This window comes from Okeania sp. SIO3I5, assembly GCF_010672085.1.
Classification (GTDB): Bacteria; Cyanobacteriota; Cyanobacteriia; order Cyanobacteriales; family Microcoleaceae; genus Trichodesmium.
In genome coordinates this window covers 1-12,753 of sequence record NZ_JAAHHT010000263.1, presented here as the reverse complement: position 1 = coordinate 12,753, position 12,753 = coordinate 1, and the positions used below count along the sequence as shown (strand labels likewise).

At 35.9% G+C, this 12,753-nt stretch carries 11 protein-coding genes; 4 read left to right on the top strand and 7 right to left on the bottom strand.

Annotation, left to right across the window (positions count from 1 at the left end; translation table 11 throughout):
- The 7 genes from F6K40_RS34210 to F6K40_RS34180 form a co-directional block, all read right to left on the bottom strand.
- A partial coding sequence (locus F6K40_RS34210) for a tetratricopeptide repeat protein (RefSeq protein ID WP_293142784.1) occupies positions 1-1,310 on the bottom strand: 1,310 nt, incomplete at its 3' end.
- A 209-nt stretch (positions 1,311-1,519) separates the two neighbouring features.
- Positions 1,520-1,807: a hypothetical protein gene (locus F6K40_RS34205; protein WP_293142782.1), complete on the bottom strand. Its 288-nt coding sequence runs from the start codon at positions 1,805-1,807 to the stop codon at positions 1,520-1,522.
- Between the two features lie 135 nt (positions 1,808-1,942).
- Positions 1,943-2,923, bottom strand: a complete 981-nt coding sequence (locus F6K40_RS34200; protein WP_293142780.1) for a zinc-binding dehydrogenase — start codon at positions 2,921-2,923, stop codon at positions 1,943-1,945.
- 61 nt (positions 2,924-2,984) lie between these two features.
- Positions 2,985-3,983 (bottom strand): zinc-dependent alcohol dehydrogenase family protein, encoded by a 999-nt coding sequence (locus F6K40_RS34195; RefSeq protein ID WP_293142778.1) that lies wholly within the window; start codon positions 3,981-3,983, stop codon positions 2,985-2,987.
- 154 nt (positions 3,984-4,137) lie between these two features.
- Positions 4,138-5,436 carry an LVIVD repeat-containing protein gene (locus tag F6K40_RS34190; protein WP_293142776.1) on the bottom strand — a complete coding sequence of 433 codons (1,299 nt, stop codon included), beginning with the start codon at positions 5,434-5,436 and terminating at the stop codon, positions 4,138-4,140.
- Positions 5,437-5,764: 328 nt separating this feature from the next.
- Entirely contained in the window at positions 5,765-7,156 is a 1,392-nt protein-coding gene (gene glmU, locus F6K40_RS34185) for a bifunctional UDP-N-acetylglucosamine diphosphorylase/glucosamine-1-phosphate N-acetyltransferase GlmU (protein ID WP_293142774.1), read from the bottom strand.
- A 331-nt stretch (positions 7,157-7,487) separates the two neighbouring features.
- Positions 7,488-8,384, bottom strand: coding sequence for a tRNA (5-methylaminomethyl-2-thiouridine)(34)-methyltransferase MnmD (locus tag F6K40_RS34180; protein WP_293142773.1), 897 nt, complete (start codon positions 8,382-8,384; stop codon positions 7,488-7,490).
- A 25-nt stretch (positions 8,385-8,409) separates the two neighbouring features.
- Here F6K40_RS34180 and F6K40_RS34175 point away from each other — a divergent pair, with 25 nt between their 5' ends.
- The 4 genes from F6K40_RS34175 to F6K40_RS34160 all read left to right on the top strand — a co-directional run bounded on the left by F6K40_RS34175 (position 8,410) and on the right by F6K40_RS34160 (position 12,202).
- Positions 8,410-9,465 (top strand): hypothetical protein, encoded by a 1,056-nt coding sequence (locus F6K40_RS34175; protein WP_293142772.1) that lies wholly within the window; start codon positions 8,410-8,412, stop codon positions 9,463-9,465.
- A gap of 336 nt (positions 9,466-9,801) precedes the next feature.
- Positions 9,802-10,398 carry a hypothetical protein gene (locus tag F6K40_RS34170; RefSeq protein ID WP_293142771.1) on the top strand — a complete coding sequence of 199 codons (597 nt, stop codon included), beginning with the start codon at positions 9,802-9,804 and terminating at the stop codon, positions 10,396-10,398.
- A 624-nt stretch (positions 10,399-11,022) separates the two neighbouring features.
- On the top strand, positions 11,023-11,838 hold the full coding sequence (locus F6K40_RS34165) for a sulfurtransferase (protein WP_293142770.1): 816 nt from the start codon (positions 11,023-11,025) through the stop codon (positions 11,836-11,838).
- A 181-nt stretch (positions 11,839-12,019) separates the two neighbouring features.
- The gene (locus F6K40_RS34160; protein ID WP_293142769.1) at positions 12,020-12,202 is read left to right on the top strand and encodes a hypothetical protein; all 183 of its coding nucleotides are present in this window, start codon (positions 12,020-12,022) and stop codon (positions 12,200-12,202) included.
- Positions 12,203-12,753 lie beyond the last annotated feature (551 nt).

The window sequence follows — 12,753 nt, the reverse complement described above, 5'->3', positions numbered from 1 at the left end:
GCAGATTCAATATTCTCGGCTTTGTCTCCCCTTATTCTGTCCCAGTAGGCAATACCAAGAATGTTTTGAGTTGCTGCCCAGTCGATGGGAAAGTCAGTTTGGGTGCGCACCAGCAAAGCTTGTTGGCATGCAGCAATGGCGGATTCAATATTCTCGGCTTTGTCTCCCCTTATTCTCTCTCTGTAGGCAAAGCCAAGATTATGTTGAGCCATTGCCCATTGGATGGGGAAGTCAGTTTGGGTGTAAACCAGCAAGGCTTGTTGGCATGCAGCAATGGCGGATTCAATATTCTCGGCTTTATCTCCCCTTATTCTCTCTTTGTAGGCGCCACTGAGGTTATTTTGAATCATTGCCCATTTGATAGGGAAGTCAGTTTGGGTCCGCACCAGCAAAGCTTGTTGGTATGCAGCAATGGCAGATTCAATATTCTCAGCTTTGTCTCCTCTTATTCTGTTTCTGTAGGCAATGCCGAGATTATTTTGAGTTACTGCCCAGTCGATGGGGAAGTCAGTTTGGGTGCGCACCAACAAAGCTTGTTGGAATGCAGCAATGGCAGATTCAATATTCTCAGCTTTGTCTCCCCTTATTCTCTCACTATAGGCAGTGCCGAGATTATGTTGAGTATTTGCCCAGTCGATGGGGAAATCAGTTTGGGTATAAACCAGCAAAGCTTGTTGGAATGCAGCAATGACAGATTCAATATTCTCGGCTTTGTCTCCTCTTATTCTATTTCTGTAGGCAATGCCGAGATTATTGTGAATGGCTGCCCAATTTTCCCGATGACTCTGAGAGGTAAAGACTTTTAGCACTACTTCACAACCTGCAATGCTAATTTCCATGTTATTTGCTTTGTTGCCCAGAGGAAATTCCCGAATGAGGTTACTGAAATTACCAATATATATAGCAACGCTTTCTGCTACATCCGCCTCCACTTCAGAAAATTTAGCAGTTGCCCAGTTTCGCAATATATCAGCAAAGTAATTGTCAAGTTTATCTAAGTTTTGTTGTAGGAGTGGGTAAACAACTTTCGAGTCACCCTCGCTGTCTGCGGTTGCCTGCAATACCTCTATCAAGAAATCTACATAGTCTTGGTATGCCAGATAATTTGCGACTTCGAGTAAAAATTCAGCATCATCTTGATCGCCCGCTGATGTCAACTTCTCCGCTTCTTGGAACATTGTTTGCCATAACCCAGAATCTACTAATTCCTGATTATCATTCAGAATTTTGTTGATTTCTGCCTCACTCTCACGATTAAGTAGTAAAGTGTTAATCAGATTCAGATAAGCTTCAATTCGTTGTTCATTCATATTTTTAATTCAAAAGTCAAAAATCAGATTTTGAAGTCCAGTAGTGGACTGTAACTATCTTTCCAGGAGCGATCGCCTATTTCATAGGACGAGCTGTCATTGCGAGCTATCTATTACCCACATTTTTTTTAACATAAAACTTGATAAAGTAGAAAGCTTTTCTTAAAAACAATGATTTATCATAGAAACCAGGTTTCTTTGCGTAATTCCTAATTTTTTATAGAATTCGCCACCTTAGCACTACTAATTTCCTCTCGAATAGACTTATTAATTGCATCCACAAAAAACAAGCGATCGCTAATAGAAAATCCTCTAATCAATTCAACTAATTCCTGCCAAGGTAAACCCCCCAATTCTGAATCAAGATTTCCCTTTCCTTGAGGCAACTTTCCTGACTGCAAACTCTCTAGCAAATCATTACGAAGTGCCTCTAAAAAAACACAATCATTGCCAACATCTGACGCCTCATCCTCATCTATATTTTCAATTTCCTCCAAACGTTTTTGATAACTTGCGATTTGCTCTTCAATTGCCTCAACAATAAATTGCCTTGCTTTATAGGTTTTTTAATCCACATTTTCAAGCTTGACACGCTACTACGAATTTTGATCGGGATTTAATTAAACAGGATATTACCGAATTTCGGCAACTATTTTTCCTCTTACATGACGACCTTTCAAACGATTTAATGCTGCGGGTATTTCCTCTAAACTAATCACTTCAGTTAACATCGGATTAACTTTATTTCCACTCACTAATTCCCCCATTTCTTTCGCAATTTTTCCTAAGTCTTGAATCGCCTTTTTATCCCCAGATAAATAAGCACCTCCTAAAGCAATTTCATGGATAGAAGGAGTAATACTAAAAGGTTTGAATTTGCTAAAATCAGGTAAACCAGCAATACAAGCAATTCCACCATTAAACGCCAACATTTCAAAACCTGTTGTTGCAGTTTCCGAACTAACTGTATCTAAAATTGCATCAACACCACGCCCCTTAGTAATTTCCTTAATTCTCACAACCACATCCTCATTTTGATAATCAATTAAATGTTTTGCTCCCAATTTTTGCACATAACCAAAATTCCTCCGAGAACAAGTTGTAATTACTTCCAACCCTGCTAACGATGCCAACTGCACCCCAAAACCTCCAACTCCCCCAGCGCCACCATGAATTAAAATAGTTTGCCCTGACTGAATGTGCAAACGGCGATGTAAAGCATGATAAGCAGTGAAACCAGCACAAGGAATAGCAGCAGTTTCCGCAAAAGAAACACCCTCTGGAAGTGGAGCAACTGCTAAGACGTTAGCGTTGGTATATTCTGCATAACCTCCTGGTTTAGACAAATTTCCATGATAATAAACCTTATCTCCTACTTGCCATTCAGTAACATCAGCACCGACAGCATCCACAACCCCTGCTACATCTAATCCCAAAATAAATGGATAACTCCACCTTGACGATCCAGAAGTAGCGAGTTTGTAGTCAACAGGGTTTAATCCTACAGCATGAACTTTTACCCGTATTTCTCCTGCTTCCGGTTGTGGCAAAGGCATTTCTGCAATGTGTAAAGTATCAGGAGTTCCAGGTTTTTCTAATACTAATGCTTTCATTTTTTTCCTATTTAGGCGTTGTACCATATTGTAGGGGCGAATGGCCATTCGCCCCTACTTCTTAAAATTCAATTGTAATTTTGCCAAAATGAGAACCTATTTCCATATAATTTAGTGCTTCTGGAGCTGACTCAAATGGAAAGACGCGATCGCAAACCGGACGTAATTTATTCACATCTATCGCCCTATTCATCGCCTCAAACATCTGACGGGAACCCACAAAAATACCCTGTATCCGCACTCCTTTCATTACTGCGGGTAAAGGATTAAATTCTCCCTGCGCTCCTGCTAATACACCTATTAAACTTATTTTACCTCCCATTCTCACTGCTTTCACAGACTGACTTAAAGTATTTACTCCTCCAACTTCCACAACATAGTCAACTCCGACTCCCTCAGTCAACGCCAACACTTCTTTTTCCCATTTTGGCACAGATTTATAATTAATGACATCAGATGCACCCAACTCTTTCACTCGCTCCAATTTTTGATCACTACTGGAAGTGGCGATGACTCGCGCTCCTGCCATAACTGCAAACTGTAACGCAAACAAGGAAACTCCACCTGTTCCCATTACCAAAACTGTTTCCCCTGGTTTTAAACCTGCTTCTATTAAAGCGTGCCAAGCTGTTACCGCAGCACAAGGTAAAGTTGCTGCTTCTGTATCGGATAGGTGAGGAGGGATAAGTACCACCCCATCTTCAGACAAGACTACATATTCTGCTAACATTCCGTTAAGATCACCACCCAAAGTTGACTTTGCTGCTTCTTTAGTAAAATTACCTGACAACCATTTCTGCATAAAAATGCCAGCAATTCTATCTCCCGGTTTGACTCTGGTGACACCTTCTCCCACTGACACGACTTCTCCGACTCCATCAGAACATGGAATCACAGGTAAACGCAAACGGGGGTTGTAAAGACCTTTAATCATTAAAATATCTCGGTAGTTAAGGGAGACAGCTTTTACTTTCACTAAAACTTCTCCAAATTTTGGTTCCGGTTGTGGTTTTTCAGTACAGACTAAATTACCAAATTCTTGAATTTCAAATGCTTTCATAATTATTAGGGAATAGGTATGGAGGGAATAGGTAAGCATTCAGCGATTAGCTGTCAGCTATCAGTCCAGTAGGGTGTGTTAACAAAGCGTAACGCACCATTTTTGAGGAAAGCATAACCCACCATTATAGTATTTTATAGATATAGATGGTGCGTTAATGAAATGTAACGCACCCTAGTGGAGTCTCTGGACTAATAGTGAAATTATATAAACCCTGTACTTCTAAATTTTGATTGAGAATAATTGATGGTTCTTGAGCTACGTCAATAATTAGTAACCGAGTAAACGAGCGTTGATTTGTATATGGTTCAATAACTAGGAATAGCAGGCGATCGACTGATGTTATCCTAACCTTAAGATCGTAGTCTTTGAACTCACCTAAGTACAGTTTCTTTTGAAAATTAACATTATTGTTAGAAGTTTCAATTTTCGCTAAATGAATCTGCTCCGATATTTCATAAATAATACCCCAAACCGGAGGAAAAGAAGTTACTGCGACTAATTCAAAGCCTGACTTCTTAGAGCGATCAAAAGAAGTTTGATTAATTGATTGACACCTTAAAATAGAGCTTTTGTTCAATTTAGGGTCTGAACAGAGAAACTCGAATTCGTCAACGTCTAGTTCGTCAAAGTTTAGTTTGTCAAGGTCTACATCAACTAAATGAGAAATTTTAGTATACCCTGAAAACTGGGATTGACCAATGTCTACAGAACCACTTTCCACATCAAGAGGAAGAATTATAATATTTTCTCCCGAACCCCCTTGAGTTGAATAACTCTGAAGAATACACCACTGATTCAAATCCGGATTAATCCATTGTGTTCTCAGATGATGATTAATTCCACTAATATGGAAGGTACTCAAAATTTGCAGATTATTAGGGTTAGAGATATCAACTCGCAGAACATAAGTTGGACTCACAACATTATCTAACAAATAAGCAATTGATTGATAAATTAAGATATCGTGAGCATTTTTCTTTTCTCCCCCCCATAAGAAATCTAGTAATTCTAAGTTAACTTCATCCAAGGTTTCCAAGTCTTGATTCAAAGCAATCAGCTTTCCGTCAGTGCAGATAAAAATATGATTTCCATCGGTAGCGATTGCTGCAACATTAGTACATTCATAAACTTGAAGTTTTTCTAATGATGCTGATAATTTTATAACTTTTGATTGAGGTCTATCTGTTTGCTCTTGATTCAATCTTCGGTTCAATCTTTGGTCAATATTTTGACCCACAAAAATTGAATCTGATAAGGCTACAAGTCGCCAAAAACTCATCAAGGAAGGTGTTTCTTCTAAGTTAGCTACGGCTTGGGATTCATATTTTTGGGTTTGGTTATTATAGCTAAACTTAATAAGTTTGTCAGACTTAACGATTAGGTCTGGCAATGAGTAGGATGATGCCTTTTCTTGGGATAGATTAATGTCAGTGAAAAAGTCTTTAGACATGATGTAAAATCTCAACGCATTTTTGATAAGTCTGGGTCTTACAAAATCCGGATTAAAGACAAGTATATACTAAGCTAAACTTAGCTAGGAATCTGAGGTTAACTGTTTGATCTCTGTTGTTATTAGACATCTCCGAAAAAGAGGAAGTAGGAGGAAAGAATTGATGAATAAAAGTGAGATAACTGCAAAAAAACCTTAACTGAACCGTATTGTATTTCATAGATGGTGCGTTACATTTCATTAACACACCCTACTAGACCTTTTAGATTTAATCAGCAAGTCCTAATTATCCATTATTAATTATTAATTATCAATTATTAATTATCCATTATCCATTATCCTCTGACTGTTTCAACCGCCAACCTTTTCTCACAGTTTGTCGAGCGCGAGCAACAACTAAACTATCATCTTCCACATCTTTTGTTACCACCGAACCTGCTCCTACTGTCACATCTTCCCCTAAAGTCACCGGAGCAACTAATACACTATTTGCACCAGTTTTTGAGCGATCGCCAATCTTAGTCTGATGTTTTTTCACTCCATCATAATTAGCAGTAATTGTACCAGCACCAACATTTACTTTTTCTCCCAGAGTCGCATCTCCCAAATAAGATAAATGAGCTGCATTAGAGCGATCGCCCACTTTAGCTTTTTTCAATTCGACAAAATTACCAATTCGGCAGTGAGAACCCACTTGAGAATCACCCCGTAAATGTGCATAAGGACCAATACGAGTATTATCAGACACCACACTATCAGAAATCACCGAGTACAACACTGAAGCATTTTTACCTATCTGACTATTTTCGATCAAACTTCCTGGCCCAATGCGACTACCAGCACCAATCATACTCCGACCCCGAATATGAGTTTGTGGTTCAATAATCACATCCCGTTGCAACAAAACTGTATCATCAATAGTAATACTATCGGGGTCTATCAAAGTTACTCCAGCGGCCATCCAATTATCTTTGATCCGCATCTGCAAAATCTGATAAGCTGTAGCTAAATGTTTACGGTCGTTAATCCCAACAATTTCTTGATAGTCATTCACATCAACTGCCATGACAGGATTAAGAAAAGGAACCACATCTGTTAAATAATATTCTTTTTGGTCATTGTCGGCTTTTAGTTCGGGCAATATCTTTGCCAAAGCTGGCCAATTGAAACAGTAGACTCCGGCATTGACTCGATGATTTTGTTTCTGGGCAGTCGTACAGTCTCGGTCTTCTACTATTTGAGTTACAAAATTATTTGTATCGCAGAATATTCTACCGTAACCTTTGGGATTAGGTAAATTAGCAGTCAAGATAGTCGCTGAATTTTGATTTTCCTTGTGAGTATCTATTAACTGCTTGAGAGTTTCAGGCCGCAATAATGGTACATCTCCATTTAATACCAGCAGATCCTCAGAAAATTCTTTTAGATAGGGTAACAATTGTTGAATAGCATGACCAGTTCCTAATTGTTCCGTTTGTTCTACAAATTCCAGTGTAGGATTATTATCATTATCAATATTATCGTTATTATCCAGGAGAGAGTTTTGTACAAGGTCTCCACGATAACCAACTATCACAATTATTCTTGATGGTTGAATAGAAACACAACTTTTCAGAACTCGTTCAACTAAGGTATGGGAACCTAATTTATGTAATACTTTGGGTAAGTCTGACTTCATTCTGGTGCCACGTCCAGCCGCTAAAATTGCTACCGCTACCATGATTTTTAGAATTATTTGCTTTGTGACTAAGAGACGTTATATTACGAATCCACAATTCTTATATTCTCATATTCAAGGGAGTAGGGAGTAGGGAGTAATGAGTAATGAGTAATGAGTAATGAGTAATGAGTAATGAGTAATGAGTAATGAGTAATGAGTAATGAGTTAGGAGTTAGGAGTTAGGAGTTAGGAGTAGGGAGGAAATCATAGTGGTAACTTATGAGTAAACAATTAAGTAAGTGTTTAGGCTAAATAATTTTCATAGAAATTAACATTTGACTTTTGACTTTTAACTTTTGAATTTTGAATTTATTATGCAACGCCATAACTTTTAACTTTTGAATTTTGAATTTTGAATTTTGAATTTATTAGACCAACGTTTTTTCCAATGGGATGTAGGTTCTAAGGATGATTTTTGTTGTTCTAACTGACGGCGATGCACAATAATTTCACTAGAGTCTGATAAGTTTGGGTCACGGTAAGGAATACCAGCGCGAGTCAGTAAGTGTTCTTTTTCCTTTTGGGAAAGTGGAGGTAAATTTTTCTCCGAAAAACTGGCCACTGTTCCTGGCGATCGCCTACCTACTGGTGTTGTAGAACCGATTTTTAAATGAGCTTCCAGTAATGCTGTTCTGACTGCTGCGGAACAGGAATATGTTGCTAGATAACCATCGGGTTTGAGACAACTACTTACTAAGGATAAAAATTCTACTGTCCAGAGTTGGGGACAACTGGGTGGTGAAAAGGGGTCGAGAAATATAGCATCTGTCTGGAAGCTAGAATTACTTAACTCTTTAATAGTCGTCCTTGCATCCCCCGTTAGGAGTTTAGCCTGAATTTTGTCTGTTTGTAATTGATGGGTTTTGGCTAGAGTTGCTAATAATTCTGGCACAGGTTCCGGCCAATTATCTAGAAGACCTTTAGCGATCGCTGCTTTTGGCACTTCTGGGTCTAATTCTAGTCCTACCTGAATGATTTTACAACTAGGATTAACTTTCCAGATAGCTGCTAAAGCTGAAGCGGTATTATATCCTAGTCCATAACAAACGTCAAGTAGGCAAACTACAGGTCTATCTACTTTAGATAATAGTTGAACTGGGTAAACAAATTTATATTCGGCTTCTTGTTGAGCGCCAAAATGAGAGTGAAAAGTTTCACCAAATTCGGGTGAAAAGAAAGTGTATGAACCATCTGCTGTTAGTTGTGGTATGAATTTGTAATTTGTCAATTCCTCTTCCTAAATTTTCATAATTATGAACAAACCGAAAAAATTCTACTTACCAAAATGGTTTCCTTTTCCTAGAGCTTTGTTAAAGGCTTTAATTAGGGTTTCTTTTATGACTATTTTAGTTACGATAATCAGAGATTTTGAACTAGGAGTATATTTTGGGGAACTACTGGGAAGTTTAGAATTATTGGTTTGTTTGAGTATTGTTATTTTATTTTTTTTGATTCCTATATTGGCTTTTGCACATAATTTTTTGATTTTATTATTTCATACTATTCGGGAAACTTTTTCCAAGAGATATCGTTATAAATTATTTCTTTTTCCAAGAATTATCAGTTGGTGGAAGGCTTTATATAGCTGGTTAGTAATTATCATTAGTACCCTAGCAGCAATCTTAATATCTACATTAATACTACCTTGGTTTAATCTAAATTACACATCTATCCTCTTAGAAAAAAGTAAAATTTTATATCCTGAATCACTTATCGATAAGTTGCTTTTTTTTGTATTTATTAGTATTTGGTTAATAGTAGCTGCTAAATTATATCAATTTGAATTTGTATCAAAAAGTTTTTTTCTGTTAAGACAAACAAATCATCGTACTCAAGCCCAAAAATATAAAATTAATCAAACCCATCAAATTCAACACCAGATTAATTTGAATAAAACAAATAATGAATTAGCAAAATCTAGCATTTTTCATGGAATAAATCATATTGCTAAACCCCTAAATCTTAGAGAGCAAGATGACAAGAAAAAACTAATTTATCCCCAAAATAATCTGTTCAATAAATTACCTAAAATTCTCAAAGATAATATTTTAGTCTTACTAATTATTGCTTTACTTGGATTAGGCGTATATGGATTTTCTCGATCAGAATTAGTTTCTGAAACTCCTGTAGTTGTAGTGACTGAAATTCTCTCGCCAATACCAAAAAAAGTTAATTCTGAAAAACCAGAAATTACAGAGGTAAAAACTAAACCTACACCTCTATCTTCTCCAACAAAAAAATCTGCATCTATTCCGACAAAAACTATTATTGTACCGAAAAATTTTGGTTTAAAGCCTCCCCTTGGATAGGGGATAATAAATAAAAATTTTTCTTTGAGTCAATCCTCTTTTTTTTCAAGGAGAGGTAATTATTAATTATTCATTATTAATTATTAATTGTTGAACACCACCTGACCCATTTACATTAGCAGTTAACCGAGCTATTAATGCAGCATAAATGGCTCAAGCTGAATGCTTACTAAAAAACTATTATAATAATATATATAAAAAATATAAAGATACAGCAATCCTAAATTGGTTGTAAAAGTTTTTATAACAGTTAATTTTTACTCAAAACATTATTGATGTTTTTACTACTCCCCTACTCCCCTACTCCCCTACTCTCTAAAACAAAGGTAATTAATCATGGTTCAGTATAGATTTATCCAGCTTGCCAGACAAGGAAATTCTAAAGCGATCGCTACCCTCTTAAATAGTAAATTACACCCTGAAGGTATTAATGCCAAAGCTAGTGTAGTAAATAGTTGGTTACACATACTCCTAGAATCTGATGAATTGCCAGATAGATATTCTACTATAAATGTAGTTCGGAATCAATTAATAGAATTAGCACCAGATTCAATTAAAAGAGTAAAATTATTGTTCAAAAGATACATTGATGAGTATCCTACCTGGGGTCAAGAATTTGATTTAGAATTAAGTTACTTATCTGATTTAAACTTGACCAGTTTTTCGGCTCGTAAACAAAATAGATTTTATCCAAACTCAAAAATTAATAGTATCAAAAATCCAGGTTTAAATAATCTCAGAATGAGCGAAACGACTTTAGGAATAGTTGGAATAATATTATTTATGGCTTTAGTTGTTTTTATTGGAAAAATGTTGCTCAATCAATCATCACAAACTCCTCAACAAGAGAAATTGAGAATTCAGAATTTAGAATTGAGAATTCAGAATTCAGAATTTCAGAAGAGATTAATCCGTTCAATTTGGCATTCCTGAATTAAGGTATGAAAAATTGAGAATTCAGAATTGAGAATTCAGAATTAAGAAGAGATTAATTCATTAAATTTGGCATTCCTGAATTAAGGTATGAAAAATTGAGAATTCAGAATTGAGAATTCAGAATTAAGAAGAGATTAATTCATTAAATTTGGCATTCCTGAATTAAGGTATGAAAAATTGAGAATTGAGAATTGAGAATTGAGAATTGAGAATTCAGAATTGAGAATTCAGAAGAGATTAATCCATTAAATTTGGTATTCCTGAATTAAGGTATGAAAAATTGATAATTCAGAATGTTAGAATTGAGAATTCAGAAGAGATTAATCCATTAAATTTGGCATTCCTGAATTAAGGTATGAAAAATTGATAATTCAGAATGTTAGAATTGAGAAGAGATTAATCCGTTCAATTTGGCATTCCTGAATTAAGGTATGAAACTTGGTTTGTAGGGAATAGGCAATACTTAATTGGGAACAGGAAACAGTTAATATTAATAAGTAGTTCAAACAATCCAAAATAGAAAATACAAAATTATCAAATCATACCCAGAATCAGCAAACCCTTAAATGCTAAATTCAGAACAGATTAATCAATCAAATTCTAAATTCTAAATTCTCAAACATGACTAATACAAATCTTCTTATTTCTTCTCAGTGGTTGGCAAATCATCTTAATGACTCAAACCTAATTATTATTGACTGCCGTTTTTCCTTAGCAAATCCAGAATTAGGCAAAAAACAATATCAAGAAAATCATATTCCTGGTGCATTCTATTTAGACCTCAACCAAGACCTTTCTAACCCCGTACAAAAACATGGTGGACGTCATCCATTACCTGACCTTAATAAACTAGCTGAAAAATTAGCAAAGATAGGTGTTAAATATCAAGAAACTTTTATCGTAGCTTATGATGATTCTCGCTTTGCCTTTGCCTCCCGTTTATGGTGGTTATTAACATATATGGGTCACGAAAAAGTTGCTCTCTTGGATGGCGGTTTTTCTGAGTGGCAAAAAGAATATCCAGTTACAAATGAAATTTCCTCTCAAAAGTTGGGTTTTTTTGTACCTCAAATTCAACCAAAAATGGTGGTAGATATAGAAACAGTTAAAGCCAAAAAAGATTTGCCAGAAGTAGTATTAGTTGATTCGCGAGATAGCGATCGCTATTTAGGAAAACATGAACCTATTGACCCTATTGCTGGTCATATTCCAGGGGCAGTTAATTATCCTTGGAAACAAGTTACTGATGAAAATAGTCAGGCGAAAGTTGCCGAGCAAAATTCTCGTTGGGAAGAAGTAAAAAATGCAGAGGAAGTTATTGTTTATTGTGGTTCTGGTGTGACTGCTTGTGTTAATTTATGGTCGTTAAAAATGGCGGGTATTAATACTGGAAAACTTTATGCAGGTAGTTGGAGTGATTGGTGTTCTTATTTATAGCAATTTTAAATAATTTATGAAAAAAACTGTAGGGGTTTGGTCTCCAAATCCTATTTTCCCTTGGGTTGGGAAACTAAACTTCTACGCTCAAATATTAGAAGCTATTTAGGATTGCTATTATATTGGATAAATTCAGCACAAATAATCTGATTTTTACTGCAATATTTCGGAAAATATTCTGATGAAAATTGTGGTGTGGGATTTATTTGTGATTGGCAATTCCCTTGGGTTGCGAGACCAACTTAGGTTTGGAGACCAAACCCCTACCCTCAAATATTACAACCTATTTAGGATTGCTATTATATTGGAGAAATTCAGCACAAATAATCTGATTTTTACTGCAATATTTCGGAAAATATTCTGATGAAAATTGTGGTGTGGGATTGATTTTTGATTGGTAATTCCTTTGGGTTTGAAGAGCAACTTAGGTTTGGAGACCAAACCCCTACCCTCAAATATTAGAAGCTATTTAGGATTGCTATTATATTGGAGAAACTCAGCACAAATAATCTGATTTTTACTGCAATATTTCGGAAAATATTCTGATGAAAATTGTGGTGTGGGATTGATTTTTGATTGGTAATTCCTTTGGGTTTGAAGAGCAACTTAGGTTTGGAGACCAAACCCCTACCCTCAAATATTACAACCTATTTAGGATTGCTATTATATTGGAGAAACTCAGCACAAATAATCTAATTTTGATTGGAATATTTCGGAAAATATTTTGATGAAAATTGTGGTGTGGGATTAATTTTTGATTGGTAATTCCTTTGGGTTTGAAGAGCAACTTGGGTTTGGAGACCAAACCCCTACCCTCAAATATTAAAACCTATTCACACTAATCTATTTTCCTTCTTTAAAAATCAAAGTAAATAGAAGGTAAACCTTCCGGCGCCAACAACCAAACAACAAAGA

Excerpts from the sequence above, each read along its gene's own strand:
- F6K40_RS34200 (WP_293142780.1), bottom strand. The coding sequence starts at position 2,923 with ATGAAAGCATTAGTATTAGAAAAACCTGGAACTCCTGATACTTTACAC.
- F6K40_RS34195 (WP_293142778.1), bottom strand. The coding sequence starts at position 3,983 with ATGAAAGCATTTGAAATTCAAGAATTTGGTAATTTAGTCTGTACTGAA.
- F6K40_RS34190 (WP_293142776.1), bottom strand. The coding sequence starts at position 5,436 with ATGTCTAAAGACTTTTTCACTGACATTAATCTATCCCAAGAAAAGGCA.
- glmU (WP_293142774.1), bottom strand. The coding sequence starts at position 7,156 with ATGGTAGCGGTAGCAATTTTAGCGGCTGGACGTGGCACCAGAATGAAG.
- F6K40_RS34175 (WP_293142772.1), top strand. The coding sequence starts at position 8,410 with ATGAACAAACCGAAAAAATTCTACTTACCAAAATGGTTTCCTTTTCCT.
- F6K40_RS34170 (WP_293142771.1), top strand. The coding sequence starts at position 9,802 with ATGGTTCAGTATAGATTTATCCAGCTTGCCAGACAAGGAAATTCTAAA.
- F6K40_RS34165 (WP_293142770.1), top strand. The coding sequence starts at position 11,023 with ATGACTAATACAAATCTTCTTATTTCTTCTCAGTGGTTGGCAAATCAT.
- F6K40_RS34160 (WP_293142769.1), top strand. The coding sequence starts at position 12,020 with ATGAAAATTGTGGTGTGGGATTTATTTGTGATTGGCAATTCCCTTGGG.